The sequence below is a fragment of the Pseudomonas sp. 4CAES_32.4 genome, assembly GCF_058136335.1.
This window is the reverse complement of the sequence record NZ_CM176882.1, coordinates 899,787-917,306: the sequence shown is the minus strand read 5'-3', so window position 1 is coordinate 917,306 and position 17,520 is coordinate 899,787. Positions and strand designations below refer to the sequence as shown.

General features: G+C 59.3%; 9 protein-coding genes. 2 read left to right on the top strand and 7 right to left on the bottom strand.

Annotated features, from left to right (window positions below; genetic code table 11):
* Positions 1-49: 49 nt before the first annotated feature.
* The 3 genes from AC3Y64_RS03975 to AC3Y64_RS03965 form a co-directional block, all read right to left on the bottom strand.
* Positions 50-2,248, bottom strand: coding sequence for an alpha-xenorhabdolysin family binary toxin subunit A (locus AC3Y64_RS03975; protein WP_489986519.1), 2,199 nt, complete (start codon positions 2,246-2,248; stop codon positions 50-52).
* Positions 2,249-2,514: 266 nt separating this feature from the next.
* Positions 2,515-3,270, bottom strand: coding sequence for a tetratricopeptide repeat protein (locus tag AC3Y64_RS03970; protein WP_489986518.1), 756 nt, complete (start codon positions 3,268-3,270; stop codon positions 2,515-2,517).
* Positions 3,267-3,947 carry a Fe2+-dependent dioxygenase gene (locus tag AC3Y64_RS03965; RefSeq protein WP_489986517.1) on the bottom strand — a complete coding sequence of 227 codons (681 nt, stop codon included), beginning with the start codon at positions 3,945-3,947 and terminating at the stop codon, positions 3,267-3,269. Before AC3Y64_RS03965 ends, AC3Y64_RS03970 begins: the two co-directional genes overlap by 4 nt.
* 207 nt (positions 3,948-4,154) lie before the next feature.
* Here AC3Y64_RS03965 and AC3Y64_RS03960 point away from each other — a divergent pair, with 207 nt between their 5' ends.
* Together AC3Y64_RS03960 and AC3Y64_RS03955 are read left to right on the top strand one after the other, a co-directional pair.
* Positions 4,155-6,470 (top strand): TonB-dependent receptor, encoded by a 2,316-nt coding sequence (locus AC3Y64_RS03960; RefSeq protein ID WP_489986516.1) that lies wholly within the window; start codon positions 4,155-4,157, stop codon positions 6,468-6,470.
* Positions 6,471-6,707: 237 nt separating this feature from the next.
* Positions 6,708-9,236: a PepSY domain-containing protein gene (locus AC3Y64_RS03955; protein ID WP_489987921.1), complete on the top strand. Its 2,529-nt coding sequence runs from the start codon at positions 6,708-6,710 to the stop codon at positions 9,234-9,236.
* A gap of 136 nt (positions 9,237-9,372) precedes the next feature.
* Here AC3Y64_RS03955 and AC3Y64_RS03950 read toward each other — a convergent pair whose 3' ends face one another.
* The 4 genes from AC3Y64_RS03950 to ptsP form a co-directional block, all read right to left on the bottom strand.
* The gene (locus AC3Y64_RS03950) at positions 9,373-10,914 is read right to left on the bottom strand and encodes an alkaline phosphatase D family protein (protein ID WP_489986515.1); all 1,542 of its coding nucleotides are present in this window, start codon (positions 10,912-10,914) and stop codon (positions 9,373-9,375) included.
* 765 nt (positions 10,915-11,679) lie between these two features.
* Entirely contained in the window at positions 11,680-13,416 is a 1,737-nt protein-coding gene (locus AC3Y64_RS03945; RefSeq protein ID WP_489986514.1) for a PTS fructose-like transporter subunit IIB, read from the bottom strand.
* A gap of 11 nt (positions 13,417-13,427) precedes the next feature.
* The gene (gene pfkB, locus AC3Y64_RS03940) at positions 13,428-14,369 is read right to left on the bottom strand and encodes a 1-phosphofructokinase (RefSeq protein WP_489986513.1); all 942 of its coding nucleotides are present in this window, start codon (positions 14,367-14,369) and stop codon (positions 13,428-13,430) included.
* Positions 14,369-17,230 carry a phosphoenolpyruvate--protein phosphotransferase gene (ptsP, locus tag AC3Y64_RS03935; RefSeq protein WP_489986512.1) on the bottom strand — a complete coding sequence of 954 codons (2,862 nt, stop codon included), beginning with the start codon at positions 17,228-17,230 and terminating at the stop codon, positions 14,369-14,371. The genes pfkB and ptsP overlap by 1 nt, the downstream gene beginning before the upstream one ends.
* Between the last annotated feature and the right edge of the window lie 290 nt (positions 17,231-17,520).

Genomic DNA, 17,520 nt, shown 5'->3' with positions numbered 1-17,520 from the left:
ATACCCTGAAGAGGGTAGCGTGCAAAAACACGCTGCCCTCACCTCCTCGTTATACAGTCAGTGTTTTCAGATACTTGCCAATGGCAGGGAGCGTGCCGATGGCAAAATCAACGCGCTCCTCGACTGCTTTCGATTTGATCTGCGCAAACTGGTCAAGCACACCTTCGAAGTAGGCCGGTAACTTGGCATATTCATCGACGAACATCTGACGGTCGCCGTCAACTTTATCCAGTGTTTCCAGCAACTCTATTCGTCCCATGGCCAACTCGACATCCTGCACGCACTTTTTCGACTGTGCTTTCAGGGTGGCGACTTTGCCTCTAAGTTGGTTATATGCCGCCACCATCTGCAGAAAGTTAATCGCCTCGCCGATACCCGCGACCAACTTCTTCAGCGTGTCCATGGCCAGCATCGCGACTTGCACCTGGGGCGGAGCCAACCCGAGGCTTTTCAAGCTGTCCAGCGATAAGGCTGCTTCTTCACCGATTTTCTCGATCCCTGCTTTAACGATCAGGTCGATGGCCTCGGATACCGACTTGACCTCCTTCTCCAGTTCTTGCAACTGCGAATCGATTTTACCCTTTCGCTCTTCCGCAAAGGCTTGATCGTCTTGCAGGGTAGTCACCAACTTGGCCGAATCCTCTCGACTGTAGGGCGACTGCAGGTTCTTATGAACACTCTTGAAATTTCGGGTTTCCGTCGATAGCTTGCCGAGCAGACTTTTCAGTTCAATCTCCATGTCCTCACGAACTTCTTCCGCGTCGTCGGGATTCTTGACCTCCTCCTGATACTCTTCCAGCTTGTTTTGCGAGCGTTGCAGATTGAAGGCAATGGTCTGACTTTGCACCCGCACATCAACAGTTGCCGTATTTGCAGAAACGGCCAGATTATTAATCGTCTGAACGGCGCCAGGGGCGTAGTTGTATCTTTCGAAAAGCATCTGCGCCGTCGTATTGTTGCTTTGCAACTCAGTGTTAGAAGCGCGCAATTTGGCCACGTCGAAATCGGCCGAGCCATTAAAAGACCTGAACATACTTACCTTCCCAGAAAAATTGATTCGACCACGCTCGTATTCTTTATCAGCCTGCACGAACACATTCAGCAGTTGATCCGAACTGGTTTTGATCTGCTCCCAAGGCTCGACAATACTGATGATCTGATTCTTGAAACGCCTCAACGAGGTCGCATCCTCAAGCAAGTCAGCAGACTTTTTCGATTCGCCGATAAACAGGCTCAGCGCGTTCCAGACCAGCATGAGATTTTGCGTCGCAACTTCCGCATCGATCGCCACGCTGGTGAGTTCTTGAAGATCATCACGAACCCGGTTCAGCGAACTTAGCGTTTTGCTTTTGGCCGCCATTTTCTGGTTGTCCCGCTGCTGCTCTTCCCTGAGCGCGTTTCGCTGCTTGCGAATACCTTCAGCTTTAACGCCAGTGTAAATGGCAAGGATCAGCCCACCGATATTCAGCCCTGCCGCCGACTTGATCGCTTCCTGAACCATCTGATCATATTGTTTATTAAGGACATCAATTTCTTTAGAGCGCTCATCAATTTGATCCTGCAGTTCCTTGACATCTTTTTGATAGGTATTGCTCGCCACAGCTTTCAATCGAAGTTTGATTTGTGGCAGTACGTCTTCGCGCATGTCTTTGCCGAAGTTATCCAACTCCTCCCGTACGTTTTCGGCCCGTACGTGAGCATCGCGGACTTTCTTGAGTATGTCGTCAAGGTACAACTTCAGTTCAGGCACATCGCCGGCAGGCAAGCCGAGATCGGGAAGAGCCGGGTTCTGCAGCTTCAACTTCAAATACTCTTCCGGCGTATTGATATCATGTTCCTCAAGGTACTTGGAAACCTTGAGATCTTCATAGATCTCTACAATCGCATTGCCAGTCAAAAGAATGCTGCCAGCGAAGATCTTCAGATCCGTGCCGGTCAGCATTATTTTTTCCCGCAACGGCGACCAGCGTCTGGCGTGCTCGAATGTTTTCTTGAACGTTACCAGAAAGTCTGCGGCGGTCAGACCAGCCCCACCTGATTCACCTTGACCATAATCCAGGTACACGCCTACATCATGGAGATTGACCGGAAGCGAAAGCCCCAAGACTTCATACTTGCGCAGATCAATAATCTGCTCTTTGGTTAGTTGCAGTCCGGGCTCACGAGTATATTCGTCTCCCTCACCCGCCGAAGCGTTTACAAATAGCTTTGGCGCTTTAGCCGCCGCATCAAATATCTTACCGTTCATCCTTGAGATCCTTTCCCATATCGGGCGTCAACAACTAATACTTGAAGTTAGTCACCCGCCAATTAAACTAGCGAAGTGCCAAACAACATTAATCGTCAACGTGCGAATCCCACAACTTTTAAAATGTTCTAAAATACGACAACAACCCCTATCGACAAAACCAACTAAGGCCTAACAACCACTGCCGCACAATTCGGCCTTCCACGGACCTGGAAAGTTGAATTTCTTGCACTTTCATCGAGAAAACAAACCCTACTAATAACGCCTTACACCGTAGTCCACTGAGCGAGACGCGCGTGATAGGCATCCGCCATTTCACGGACTTTAGGATGTTGTGCTTTCAGTAATGACTCGGCACTCGTGCGCAGGAAGTTCAAGTTCCCCCCCGCCAGCGCTTTCTGCAACCACAGAACGGCATCATCGATCCTGCCTTCATCGGCCAGCACCGCCGCAAAGCTGAACTGCCCACGAAAATCCCCGCCCTCAGCCGAACGCCGATACCAGTCGCGAGCCGCTCGCGGGTCTGCCGGGCACACCTGCCCTTCTTCCAGATATCTCCCCAGCAGATTCATCGACTTCGCATGACCCAACTCAGCCGCGCGTCGATACAACGCCAGCGCCTGCAGATGATCCACGGTAACTCCGCGCCCGGTCGCCAGCAGATTGGCGAGGTTGTACATCGCCCAATCCAGTCCGACATTCGCAGCAATCCGATAATGCTGCGCGGCAATCGCCGGGTCTGCCGCACAACCCCAACCGTGCTCATGACAGCGCCCGAGCATATTGCGCGCCATCAGATGCCCGCGCCCGGCGGCGATGCCGAACCAGCGCAGCGCCAGCGCTTCATCCTTGGCGATGCCTTGGCCATCCAGAAGAATCTGTCCAAGCAACGCCTGCGCTTCAACCTCGCCCTCGCCCGCCGCGAGCAAAATCGCCTGCGCCGCGCGGGCCGGACTTTCGCTGAGCATGGCGCTGAGTTGTTCGCCGCTGAGGACTTCCTCGCGACGTAGCAGGAAACTCATACCTCGACCCAGCGGCGCAGCAGGTTGTGATAGGTGCCGGTCAGGCGGATCAGTGAAGGATGATCAGGCATGTCTTGGGTGAGCTGCTGGATCGCGCCGTCCATCTCGAACAGCAGCGCGCGCTGGCTGTCTTCGCGCACCAGGCTCTGCGTCCAGAAGAATGAGGCATAGCGCGCGCCACGGGTAACCGCGTTGACCTTATGCAGACTGGTGCCGGGGTACAAAACCATATCGCCGGCAGGCAGTTTCACTTGCTGAGTGCCGTAGGTGTCGTGGATTTCCAGCTCGCCGCCGTCGTAATCCTCAGGCTCGCTGAAGAACAACGTCGCCGACAAATCGGTGCGCACGCGCTCAATACTGCCCTTCGGTTGGCGCACGGCGTTGTCGATGTGGAAATCGAAACTGCCGCCGGCCGTGTAACAGTTCACTAACGGTGGGAAGACTTTGTGCGGCAGCGCGGCCGACATGAACAACGGATTTTTCCACAACCGCTCAAGCATCGCCGCGCCAATTTCCTTGGCCAGTGGATGGCCTTCAGGCAATTGCAGGTTGTGCTTGGCCTTGGCCGACTGGAAGCCAGCGGTGATCTTGCCATCAGCCCAATCGGCCTGCTCCAGTGCCTCGCGAATGCGCTGCACCTCGTCTTTCGCGAACAGTGCGGGGATGTGCAGCAGCATGGTGATGTCACCTGATGGCAAAGAGGCGGCAATGGTATTGATTCTTATTGGCTGTGTAAAACCCGGGAGACGAACGAACTGGCAGAAACCGTAAGGTTAAATTGTAAAGAATGTAAATTCAGTGCAGTTAGCAATGTTTCGCAATTGATACGAATACCTGTTTACCCTATATTCCGCCGCCTCAAATCCTTGGGGAGGGGAATAAAAATGGCACGTCAACACGCACAATTACCGGTCAGTTCACCACGTCTGCTCGCTTCGGCAATTGGTGTAGCGATCACCGCAGGCTCCGCTGGCCACATGGTCTTCGCTGCGGAAAAAACCGAGAGCAAAGCCTCCGGCAATGCCATCGCCCTGGACGCCACCGCCATCACCGGCGAAGCCCAGGACTCGACGTCCTACCAGGTCGAAAAAGCCTCCTCGCCCAAGTACACCGCGCCGCTGGTCGACACGCCGCGCTCGGTGACCGTGATTCCGCAACAGGTTCTGAAAGACACCGGCGCCCTGAACATGCAGGACGCGCTGCGTACCGTGCCGGGCATCACCTTCGGTGCCGGTGAAGGTGGTAACCCACAGGGCGACCGTCCGTTCATCCGTGGTTTTGACGCCCAGGGCGACACCTACCTCGACGGCGTGCGCGACACCGGTTCGCAGAGCCGCGAAATCTTCGCCGTGGAAAACATTGAAGTCAGCAAGGGCCCGAACTCCGCTATCGGCGGTCGCGGCGCAGCGGGCGGTAGCATCAACCTGGTGAGCAAAAAAGCGCACCTGGGCAACTCGTTCGACGGTGGCTTCACCTGGGGTTCCGACCAGACCCAGCGCTACACCCTCGACGGCAACTACCAGTTCAGCGACACCGCCGCTGGCCGTCTGAACCTGATGAGCCACGAGAGCAACGTCGCCGGTCGCGACAAGGTCGATTACGACCGTTGGGGTATCGCCCCGTCCCTAGCGTTTGGCCTGGGCACCGACACCCGCGTCAACCTCGATTACTACCATCTGGAAAGCAACGACACCCCGGACTCGGGCGTGCCGTACACCATTCCAACCGGCGGTTCGGCTGCACGCACCAAGTCCAACCCGGACAAGCCGTACTCGGGTGGCGATCACAGCAACTTCTACGGTCTGGATCGCGACTTCCGCAAGGGCCGCACCGACACCGCGACCTTCGCCATCGAGCACGACCTGAGCGACTCGCTGACCCTCAAGAACACCCTGCGTCACGGCACCAGCATGCAGGATTACATCCTCACCCAGCCGGATGACAGCAAGGGCAACGTCAACAACGGCAGCGTCTGGCGTCGTGCCAATACTCGGGTGAGCAACACCGAGACCACCACCAACCAGACTGACCTGTTCGGCAACTTCTACGTTGCGGGCTTCAAGAACAGCTTCTCCACCGGCGTTGAATACACCCGTGAGGAAAGCCAGAAGTCCTCGTACAACGTCAACACCGACACCACGCCGCGCACCAGCGCAGCGACCACTAACTGCAACCCGGGTCTGATCGGCGCGGCCAGCGGCTACAACTGCACCTCGCTGTCGAACCCGACCCCGAACGATCCGTGGAACGGCGCGATCTCGCGCAACTACGCCGGCACTGACACCCAGTCCGATACGTACGCACTGTATGTATTCGACACCCTGGAGTTGTCCGAGCAATGGCTGGTGAACATGGGCCTGCGTTACGACCACTTCGAAACCGGCTACAAGACTTACACCAACGCCGGCACCACCACTTCGAAGGGTGCTGACACCAGCGAGTTCGTCACCGGTCAGTTCGGTGTCGTCTACAAGCCAGCAGAGAACGGCAGCATTTACGCGTCCTACGCGACCTCGGCGACTCCACCGGGCAACACGCTGGGTGAAGGTCAGGAAGGCAACCCGCTGGGCGGCACGGCAGATCGCAGCGGCAATCTGCTGAGCAGCGACATGGAGCCGGAAACCACCAAGAATTACGAAATCGGCACCAAGTGGGATTTGCTCAACGATCGTCTGTCGCTGACCGCTGACATCTTCCGCACCGAGAAAGAAAACGCTCGCGTGCAAGTCGATACTTCGTCGTACGAAAACGCCGGCAAGACCCGCGTGCAAGGTGTCGAACTGTCGGCCAGCGGCAAGATCACCGACAAATGGCAAGTGTTCGCCGGCTACGCCTACATGGACAGCGAACAGGTCGATGGCGGTCCGCTGGGCCGGGCCAACGATGGCAACGAACTGCCGAACACGCCGAAGAACAGCGCCAGCCTGTGGACCACTTACCAGGTCACGCCGAAGCTGACCATCGGTGGCGGTGCGTTCTACGTGGATGACGTGTTCGGCAGCGTGGCCAACACCACCATGGTCGATTCGTACGTTCGCTACGACGCGATGGCAGCGTACAAGCTGACCAAGAACGTCGACCTGCAACTCAACGTGCAGAACCTGACCAACGAGAACTACTACGACAAAGCCTTCTCGACCCACTTCGCCAACCAGGCGGCGGGCCGTACGGCGCTGTTGAGCACCAATTTCCACTTCTAAACAACGCTGTAAATGTGGGAGCTAGCCCTGCTAGCGAAAGCGGTGTGTCAGTCAACATCCATGTCACTGACAAATCGCATTCGCTAGCAGGGCTAGCTCCCACAGGAGATCTGCAAAACAGATCCGGCCCCGTTCATTCAATTGAACGGGGCTTTTCTGCGTAATAAAGAACGCTTCTCGATAACCCACGGCATAATGCGCGCCGTGAAGACAATTTCCGAATGGACGGCGAGTGACGTGTTGAAGAAAACCCTGTTCCAGTTGCACTGGTTTTTTGGCATCACCGCAGGCCTGGTGCTGGCCTTGATGGGCATCACCGGCGCGGCCTATTCGTTTCAGGACGAAATCCTGCGGGCGATCAATCCGTCCGTCCTGCAAGTGGAAAAACAAGTCGCCGGCGTCCTGCCCCCGGTTGAACTGGTCGAGCGCATCGAAGCCACCTCGGGTAAAAAAGTCTCGATGCTTTGGGTCGAGACCGACAGCGGCAACGCGGCGAAAGTGTTTTTCACCCCGCCCAAGGGCGAACGTCGCGGTGAAATGCGCTACTTCGACCCGTACACCGGCGAGTTCATGGGCGATGCCGTCGGCCAGGACTTTTTCGGCCTGATGCTGCAACTGCACCGCTTTCTCGCCATGGGCGATACCGGCCGCAACATCACCGGCGCCTGCACGCTGATCCTGCTGTTTTTCTGCCTCTCCGGTTTGTACCTGCGCTGGCCGCGTCAGTGGAACAGTTGGCGTGTATGGCTAACGCTGGACTGGAAGAAAAAGGGCCGCGCCTTCAATTGGGATCTGCACTCGGTGGCGGGCACCTGGTGTCTGCTGGTGTATCTGCTGCTGGCGCTGACCGGGTTGTCGTGGTCGTACGAGTGGTACAACAAAGGCCTGACCAAATTGCTTTCCGACGCGCCGCAAAACGAGCGCGTGCGCGGGGGTCGCGGCCCGGCACCGGAAGGCCCGGCACCGACCGCCGACTACGCGGCGATGTGGAGCAGCATCTACAGCGCTGCCGGCCCAGGCCTGTCTGCCTACAACATTCGGATGCCGCCGGTGGCCGGTCAACCGGCGACGGTGTTCTACCTGCTGGAAAGTTCGCCACATGATCGTGCACTGAACCAGATCACCCTCGACCCGGCCACCGGCATCGTCAAAAGGGTCGACCGCTACGCCGACAAGAGCTTCAAGGCACAACTGCTGACCAGCATTTATGCGCTGCACGTCGGCAGCTATTTCGGCCTCGTCGGGCGGATCATCATCACGCTCGCGGCGGTGTGCATGCCGCTGTTTTTCATCACTGGATGGCTGCTGTATCTCGACCGTCGACGCAAGAAAAAGCAGATCAAGGATGCACGCAAAGGTCTCGACCAACCGGCCGACGACGCCTCGGCGTGGCTGATCGGATTCGCCAGTCAAAGCGGTTTCGCCGAGCAATTGGCGTGGCAAACCGCCGGGCAATTGCAGGCCGCCGGTTTGCCGGTGAAAGTGCAACCGCTGGCCAATGTCAGCGAGCAGGATTTGCGTGAATCGAACAACGCGCTGTTTGTGGTCAGCACCTTCGGCGACGGCGAAGCACCGGACAGCGCGCGTGGTTTCGAGCGCAAAGTCTTGAGCAAAGCCTCGACACTCGACAGCTTGAACTACTCGGTGCTCGGTCTCGGTGATCGTCAGTATCAGCACTTCTGCGGTTTCGCCAAACGCCTGCATCAGTGGCTGGGCGAACACGGTGGCAAGACGCTGTTTGCCCCGGTGGAAGTCGACAGCGGCGATCCCTATGCGCTGCGTCACTGGCAGACACAACTCGGCCTGCTCACCGGGCAGGCGCCGGTCGATACCTGGCAAGCGCCGAGCTACGACAACTGGACGCTGACACGCCGCGAACTGATGAACCCGGACAGCAGCGGTTCGCCGGTTTATCTGCTGGGCTTGAGTGCACCGAACACCAGCAGTTGGCTGGCTGGCGATCTGGTCGAAGTGCTGCCACGCAACTGCCCGTGGGCCATCGAACATTTCCTCGACGGACTCGGCATTCGTGGCGAGACCACGGTGAAAATCAATGGCCTCGACGAGCCACTGGAAGTCGCGCTGGCCTCGCGCCAATTGCCTGAACACCGCGCACATCTGGTCGGCCTTCACGCGCAATCACTGGTCGACGCGATGGTGCCGTTGGCCATGCGCGAATACTCGATCGCCTCGATTGCGGCGGACGGTGTGCTAGAGCTGATCGTGCGTCAGGAACAGCATGCCGATGGCAGCTTGGGTATCGCTTCCGGCTGGTTAACCGAACATGCACCAGTGGGTGGCAGTATCAGCCTGCGCGTGCGCCGCAACAGTGGTTTCCATCTGCCCAATGAACCGCTGCCGATGATTCTGCTGGGCAACGGCACCGGTCTGGCCGGGTTGCGCAGTTTGCTCAAGGCGCGGATTGCCGATGGTCAGCAGCGCCAGTGGTTGCTGTTTGGCGAGCGCAATCGTGAACACGATTTCCTCTGCCGTGCCGAGCTGGAAGAATGGCTGGTCAATGGTGATCTGGAACGGCTGGATCTGGCGTTTTCGCGGGATCAGGCGGAGAAGATTTACGTGCAGGATCGCTTGCGCGAGTCGGCGGGTGAGTTGAAGAAGTGGCTGGCGGATGGGGCCGTTATCTACATCTGCGGCAGCCTTCAGGGCATGGCTTCGGGCGTGGATCAGGTACTCAATGACATTCTCGGCAGCGCCGAAGTCGAGCGCCTGATCGAGCAGGGCCGCTACCGCCGCGACGTCTACTGACACACCGCTTTCCCTGTAGGAGCTGCCGCAGGCTCGGGCCGCGTTCGGACGATCTTTTGATCTTGATCTTTTCAAAAGCAGGATCAAAAGATCGTCCGAACGCGGCCCGAGCCTGCGGCAGCTCCTACAGAGGGGGTCAGACGGGTTGTAGTTTTTTCTCGAAAACCGCCACCCCATCCAAATCCCGCAACACGACACTCATCTCCCCGCTCTGCCCTTCAATATTCACCTCACCAAAAAACTGAAACCCGGCAAACGGCGAGGTGTTCTGCGCGGGCGGCGCCTTCTCGAACACCACTTCCGGGCCGAAGGTTTTATCCAGCGGATTAGGCCCAAAACTCCCGGCATTCAACGGCCCCGCGACAAATTCCCAGAACGGTTCGAAGTCCTGAAACGCCGCGCGATCCGGGTGATAGTGATGCGCCGCGCAGTAATGCACGTCCGCCGTCAGGAAGACGAAATTGCGCACCTGCTGTGCGCGCAGATAACCGAGCAATTCGGCGATTTCCAGTTCGCGCCCCTGCGCCGGTCCCGGATCACCGTTGGCCACCGCTTCCCAACGCGCCACACCCGGACTGACCTCGCCATCCGGCACGCCAAGCCCGATCGGCATGTCAGCGGCGATGACCTTCCACTGCGCTTTGGACTTCTTCAAACCGTGCTTGAGCCAGTCCAGTTGCTCCCGTCCGAGAAACGGTTTTGCCGCGCCGAGGTTGTCGTCGTTGGCGCCGCGATAACTGCGCATGTCGAGCACGAACACATCGAGCATCGGGCCATAATTGATCTTGCGATAAATCCGCCCGCCTCCGTCGGCAGCCTGCAAACGCATCGGTGAATATTCCAGCCACGCTTTGCGCGCGCGCCCGACCAGGGTGTGGATATCTTTCTCCTGATAACGCTCGTCGAGCTGCTTGCCGGGGGACCAGTTGTTGACCACTTCATGGTCGTCCCACTGCCAGATCTGCGGCACTTCGGCGTTGAAGCGACGGATGTTTTCGTCCATCAGGTTGTAGCGGTAGTTGCCGCGATAATCATCGAGAGTCTGCGCGACTTTGCTCTTGGCTTCGGTGGTGATGTTGCGCCAGATGCGCCCACCCTCGGTGGTGAGCTGAGCGGGCACCGGACCGTCGGCGTAGATGGTGTCGCCGCTGTGGATAAAGAAGTCCGGCAGGCGCAAGCGCATGGACTCGTAGATGCGCATGCCGCCGATGTCCGGGTTGATGCCGAAGCCCTGACCGACGGTGTCGCCGCTCCAGACGAAACGAATGTTGCGCCGCGCCATCGGTGCGCTGCGCAAGTGGCCAAGCCATGGCTCGCTGGCGGCGCCGGTACGGGCGTCCTTGAAATACACCCGATAGAAAATCGCCTGATCGGTGGGCAGCCCGCTGAGTTCAACGCGGGCGGTGAAATCTGTGCGCGCATCGGCGAGTGCGGAGATCAGTCGACGTGGATTGCGAAACTGGCTGCGGGTGTCCCACTCGACCACCATGTGCGCGGGGCGATCGCTACGGCTCCAGATCATCGCGCGGTCGCCTTGCAGGTCACCGGACTGCACGCCATCGGTCAGTTGCGGGCGATCCTTGACCGAAGCAATCACCGCCGGCGCCAGCCCCGGCATCAGCAGCCCGGCGCCGATACCTTGCACGACACGCCGGCGACCGGGATTGAAATCGCTCATGGTGTTCTCCCTGGAAAAAGGAAAACTTAAGCACGCTCACATGACCCGCAAATGACACCTGCCACAGTGGATTTAGGGTGCTCACAGAATGTGAGGAGTGGCACACATTATTGTGGTAGCCAGCCCTGCTGGCGATAGCGGTGTGTCAGGCAACATCAATGTCACAGACAGATTGCTATCGCTAGCAGGGCTAGCTCCCACAGGGGATTTACGGTGATCACAGAGTGACGGGATTGGCACACATTATTGTGGGAGCTAGCCCTGCTGGCGATGGCGATGTGTCAGGCAACATCAATGTCACAGACAGATTGCTATCGCTAGCAGGCCTAGCTCCCACAGGGGATTTACGGTGATCACAGAGTGACGGGATTGGCACACATTATTGTGGGAGCTAGCCCTGCTGGCGATGGCGGTGTGTCAGGCGACATCGATGGCACAGACAGATTGCTATCGCTAGCAGGGCTAGCTCCCACAGGGGATTTAGGGTGCTCACAGAATGTGAGGATTGGCACACATTATTGTGGGAGCCAGCCCTGCTGGCGATGGCGGTGTGTCAGGCGACATCAATGTCACAGACAGATTGCTATCGCTAGCAGGCCTAGCTCCCACAGGGGATTTACGGTGATCACAGAGTGACAGGGTTGGCACATATTATTGTGGGAGCCAGCCCTGCTGGCGATGGCGGTGTGTCAGGCGACATCGATGGCACAGACCAGATTTCTATCGCTAGCAGGGCTAGCTCCCACAAAGGTTTTGCGGTGGCTATTAAGCCTTGGCAGGATCCAGCGCCAATTCGACGGCTTCCGGGCGTTTGACTGTGGCGTAGACCACGGCGGTTAACAAACTCCCCGCCACAATCGCCAGCAGATACAGCAACGCGTGGTTGATCGTGTTGGGAATGACCATCACGAACAAACCGCCATGCGGCGACATCAGTTTGCAGCTGAAATACATCGACAAGGCGCCGGCCAGCGCGCCACCGAGAATGCTCGCAGGGATCACCCGCAGCGGATCTTTCGCAGCAAACGGAATCGCCCCTTCGGAGATGAAGCACATGCCCAATACCAACGCCGCCTTACCCGCCTCACGCTCAGTCTGAGCGAACTTGCGTCGAGCGAGGAAAGTGGCGATGCCCATACCGATTGGCGGCACCATGCCAGCTGCCATGACGGCGGCAATCGGTGCATAGCTGGCATTGGCCGACGTCATCAGGCCGACCGAAAACGCATAGGCCGCTTTATTGATCGGCCCACCGAGGTCAACGCACATCATCGCGCCGAGTACCACGCCCAACAGCACGGCGTTGGCGGTGCCCATGTCTTTGAGGAACGTGGTCATGCTGGCGAGCACGCCTGCAACGGGTTGCCCCACCACATAGATCATGATCAAGCCGACAACCAGACTGGCCAGCAACGGGATGAGCAAAATCGGCTTCAACGCATCAAACGATTGCGGCAGACGCAGCCAGCGACTGATCGCGGCGGCGCTGTAACCGGCGAGGAAACCGGCGATGATGCCGCCAATGAAGCCCGCGCCCAGTGTGCTCGCCAGAACACCGCCGATCATGCCGGGCGCGATGCCTGGCCGATCGGCAATCGAATAGGCGATGTAACCGGCCAGCAACGGCACCATCAGGGTGAATGCCGCATCACCGATTTGCTTGAGCGCAGCCGGCAACGTTCCCTGCTCTTCGAAAGCATTGATGCCGAATGCGAACGACAACGCGATCATCAAACCGCCCGCCACGACCATCGGCAGCATGAACGACACGCCGGTCAGCAGGTGTTTGTAGACCCCGGTTTTCTCTGACCTGGTCGCAGATTTTCCATCACTGGCAGCGCTTTCCACCTTGCCTTCGGCCAGCGCTTTTTTCAGCGTCGCTTCGGACTGCTTCAACGCAATCCCGGTACCGCAACGATAGATTTTCTTGCCGGCGAAACGCTCGGTGGCGACTTCGATATCCGCCGCCAGCAGCACCACGTCTGCCTCGGCAATCGCTGTTGCGCTCAACGGGGTTTTCGCACCCACCGAGCCTTGGGTCTCGACTTGCAAGTCATAGCCCAGACGCTTGGCGGTTTGCTGCAAGGCTTCGGCGGCCATGAAGGTGTGAGCAACACCTGTCGGGCACGCGGTAATGGCGACGATGCGCGGTGCGCGTGGCGTATCCGCAACCGGTTCCGCCGTGCTGGCGACGTAGACTGATGCCTCTTCCGCGCCACGTCGCAGCACCGCTTCAACATCCTGCAGCGCCTGCGCCGGAGCAATCTGGAAAACCCGTTTGCCAACAAAACGCGTCATGTCGACCGCGCCGGTGGCGACCAGCAAAACCCACTCCGCCGCTGCGATCGTCGCCGCCGACAACTCGCGTTCCGGGTGCGCGGCATCGACCACTTCAACGCTGGTGCTCCAGCCCTGACGCTGCGCCGCCGCATCGAGCAATCGCGCGCAGAGCACACTGGTGACCATGCCGTTCGGGCAAGCCGTAACAATGGCTAATTTCATGACAAACCCTCTTATTGTTCTGTCAGGGGGCGCACGCGCACGCCCTGTTCGAGCTGCGCCAATTGCGCACGGTCGTTGATGCCGAAACCGATCTGGGTCACCGCCATCGCGGCGATCGCGGTGGCGGTGCGCAGGGTTTGCTCGGGCGTGTCGGCGCTGAGCAAACCGTGAAGCATGCCGGCCAGCAATGAATCACCGGCACCGACCGTGCTGGCGACGCTGACCTTCGGCGGCGTCGCATGCAGCGCAGAACCGACGCTGAACCAGTTCACGCCGTCAGCGCCGTGGGAGATCACCACGTGTTCGATGCCTTGCGCGTGCAAGCGCGCCGCAGCCTGCGCTTCGGCGACGGGAGAAACCACCTCGCAACCGAGTGCATCGGCGAGTTCTTCAGTGTTCGGTTTGATCAGCCATGGACTGGCTTTCAACGCTTCGCGCAACGCTTCGCCGCTGGAATCGAGGGCGACTTTCAGGCCAAGTTGATTGAGCCGTTTGATCAACTCGCGCAACCACTGCGCCGTCACGCCACGCGGCAAACTGCCGGCGACTACAACCGCGTCATGCCCCGGTGCAATCTGCACCAGACGCTCAAGCAACGCTTGCTGCGCGGCCGCATCGACCACCGGCCCCGGACCGTTAATGTCGGTGATGCGACCATCCTGTTCAGCGACTTTGATGTTGCTGCGCGTCTCGCCCGGCACGCGGATAAACGCGTCGACAAAACCGCGCTTGGCGAACAGGGTTTCGAACGCTTGCAGATTGTCTTCGCCGAGAAAACCACTGACCGTCAGTTGATGACCGAGGTCGGCCAGCACTTGCGCGACGTTCACGCCTTTGCCGGCGGCGTGGGTGTGCATCTCGTCGCTGCGATTGACCTGACCGGCCTCCAGACGTGGCAGTTCGACGGTGAGGTCGAGCGCAGGGTTTAGGGTCAGGGTAAGAATCTTGGCCATTACAGGGCCTCCACTAATGCGCGCACTTCGTTGGCGCTGCCCACGGCCAGGGCTTGTTGAGCAAGGGTTTGTGCCTGGGTCAGGCTGAGTTCGCGGATGCGTGCCTTGACTTCGGCGATGCTGCGCCCGGACACGCTGAGCTCATCGACACCGAGGCCGACCAACACCGGCACTGCCAGCGGATCCGCCGCCAGTTCGCCGCAGACGCCGACCCATTTGCCATGGGCATGGGCGGCGCGCACGGTGATGTCGATCAGTTGCAGTACCGCCGGGTGTAGGCCGTCAGCCTGCGCCGACAGCGTCGGGTGGCCGCGGTCGATGGCCAGGGTGTATTGGGTGAGGTCGTTGGTGCCGACGCTGAAGAAGTCGACTTCCTTGGCCAATACCGGCGCGAGCAATGCGGCGGACGGCACTTCGATCATGATCCCCAATTGCAGATCAGCGACCGGGATTTCCACGCGCAGGCGTTCAGTCATGTCGCGGGCCTGACGCCACTCTTCGACGCTGCCGACCATCGGGAACATGATCCGCAGCGGACGGTTGTCCGCCGAACGCAGCAAGGCGCGCAACTGCGCTTCCATGATCTGCGGTCGCTGCAGGGTCAGGCGAATGCCGCGCACGCCGAGGAACGGGTTTTCTTCCTTGGCGATCGACCAATACGGCAGCGGTTTGTCGCCGCCGACATCCAGCGTGCGCACCACCAACGGCCGCCCGGCGAGACCGTCGAGGACGCGGCGGTATTCGGCTTCTTGCGTGGCCTCGTCCGGTGCTTGCGGATGGGCCATGAAAATCAGTTCGGTGCGCAGCAGACCGATGCCTTCGGCGCCCTGCTCCACCGCGCTGATCACGCCGGCACTTTCGCCGATGTTGGCGAACACTTCGACGGCGTGACCGTCGGTGGTGTGTGCCGGTTGGTGGCGTTGTTCGGCGGCAATCTTCAGGCGTTGTTCGCGGGTGTCGCGTTCTTCGGCGGCGCGTTGCAGGGTCGCAGGATCGGCGTCGACATGCAGACGACCGCGTTGGCCATCGATAAGCAACGGCGTGCCTGGCGCCAGCAACAACACTGCGGCGCCAGCGCCAACCAAAGCAGGAATCCCGAGCGCTCGCGCAACGATTGCACTGTGCGCGGTGGCGCCGCCGCGTGCGGTGAGAATCCCCGCGACACGCGCCGGATCCAGCCGTGCAACGTCGGACGGGCCGACCTCGTCCATCACCAGAATGTACGGTTGCTCAGGCTCGTTCGGCGTTTCAATTCCGCACAGTTGCGCCAGCACACGGCGGCCGATGTCACGCAGATCCGCCGCACGTTCAGCGAGCAACGCGTCCTGCAGTGATTCCTGTTGTTTGGCCGCCGCTTCGATCACCGCCATCCACGCCGCTTCGGCGCTCTCGCCTTGCTTGAGGCGGGTGTCGACTTCATCGGTGAGTTCCGGGTCGTCGAGCATCTCCTGATGGGTGATAAAGATCTCGCGGATGGCTTTGGCCTTGCTGCGTTCAATCAAGCCTTGAATGTCGCTGCGCACATCGCTGAGCGCTTGTTTGAGGCGCTCGCGCTCGATGGCAGCAGACTCGCCCCGCAACGGGTAATCGATGGATTGCTGCACTTGAATGTGCGCCGGGCCGATGGCAATGCCGGGCGCGGCAGGAATGGCTTGCAACTGAGTGCCTGACGCCGGGGCAATGACTACTTCGGCGATGTCGGCAAAGACTTCGCGCTGTTCGCTAATCGCGGGCAGCGGCTCGACTTCTTCGCCGAGGCCTTCTTCGATAGCCGCGAGCAACTCCGGCAAGGCATCGGCGGCGATGCTCGGCTCGGCGATCAGTTCCAGCACCTGACCACGACGGGCACCGAGGCTGAGCAGTTTGCTAAGACTTTTCACCGACACGGCGCTGTCCTGACCGTCGACGATGCGCACGCGAATTTCGCCATCGAAACTCTTCGCCAGCTGCGCGAGGATCTTCGCCGGACGCGCGTGCAAGCCGTGGGCGTTGGCCAGCGCAATGCGTGCGCTCGGCCAGTCGGCAGGCAATTCACCGCCGAGCACTTCAAGTACTTTACGACTGCTGGTGGCACGGCCCAATTCATGGCCGCGCCCTTCGATCAGCAACGCACACAAACGTTCGAGCAGCGCTTGGTGCGCTTCGCCGAGGCTGGCCAGACAGAACAAACCGCTGAGTGGCTGGCCGAGGTAGCGCATCGGTTTGTCCGGGGTGACGAACGCCAGCCCCGGACGCTTCACCGTTTGCTCGCTGTGCAACCACCACAGACCGTCGCCCAACGGTAGCGCTTCCACTTGTTGCAGCACCGCCGAGAATCCGTTGCTCACACAATCGGCTTGGCGCAGCAGGCGCGCGCCACGCCAGACCAGTTCTTCAAAATCGTCCGCCGACACACCGAGGCCGATCATCTGCGCATCCAGCGCCAGCTCTTGCGGCGCGCCTTGCAACAGTTTCAGCAACGCTTCGGGGGAACTTGCACGACGCAGGGCCTGACCCAGATCGGTCTCGCCGAGGGCGCGGGTCAGCAGTTGCAGCAGACGCAAATGTTCGTCGGATTTGGCCGCGATGCCGATGGCCAGATAAACGATCTGGCCATCGCCCCAATCCACGCCCTCGGGGAACTGCATCAGGCGCACGCCAGTGGCGAAGACCTGATCGCGGGTTTCCGGGGTTCCGTGAGGAATGGCAATACCTTGACCGAGAAAGGTCGAGCCCTGGGCTTCCCGGGCCTGCAGGCCAGCGAGATAGCCGTCGGCGACCAGCCCATCGGCGACCAGATGATTGGCCAGCAATTGCAGGGCGGCGGGTTTATCCACAGCCGATTGGCCCATGGATATCTGCTCTATAGTGAGCTCGAGCATGCGATCTCCTTTTTGGCACATGAGGTGCCAGGTATTGTTTTGAATGGTTGCAGCTTAGGCGCTGGACAGCTTTGCTTTTCAGCGGCTGTTTTGGCGGTTTCACGGCAGAACCGGCCAAAGGCGTCTAAAACGTAGAAAATACGCCTGCTGAAACGTTTAATCTAGATTGATCGGCACGTTACTCGATAATGTCCCATCCTTGAAGTCCAACTTGTCGGATGCGTTGCGACAATAGTCGCCTGCCCTAATCGGGTAGGATTGGCGAAAATGTTGCGGCAAGCTCGAAAAAA

Bases quoted from the DNA above. Each gene is read 5' to 3' on its own strand.
- AC3Y64_RS03975 (WP_489986519.1), bottom strand. From the start codon at position 2,248: ATGAACGGTAAGATATTTGATGCGGCGGCTAAAGCGCCAAAGCTATTT.
- AC3Y64_RS03970 (WP_489986518.1), bottom strand. From the start codon at position 3,270: ATGAGTTTCCTGCTACGTCGCGAGGAAGTCCTCAGCGGCGAACAACTC.
- AC3Y64_RS03965 (WP_489986517.1), bottom strand. From the start codon at position 3,947: ATGCTGCTGCACATCCCCGCACTGTTCGCGAAAGACGAGGTGCAGCGC.
- AC3Y64_RS03960 (WP_489986516.1), top strand. From the start codon at position 4,155: ATGGCACGTCAACACGCACAATTACCGGTCAGTTCACCACGTCTGCTC.
- AC3Y64_RS03950 (WP_489986515.1), bottom strand. From the start codon at position 10,914: ATGAGCGATTTCAATCCCGGTCGCCGGCGTGTCGTGCAAGGTATCGGC.
- AC3Y64_RS03945 (WP_489986514.1), bottom strand. From the start codon at position 13,416: ATGAAATTAGCCATTGTTACGGCTTGCCCGAACGGCATGGTCACCAGT.
- pfkB (WP_489986513.1), bottom strand. From the start codon at position 14,369: ATGGCCAAGATTCTTACCCTGACCCTAAACCCTGCGCTCGACCTCACC.
- ptsP (WP_489986512.1), bottom strand. From the start codon at position 17,230: ATGCTCGAGCTCACTATAGAGCAGATATCCATGGGCCAATCGGCTGTG.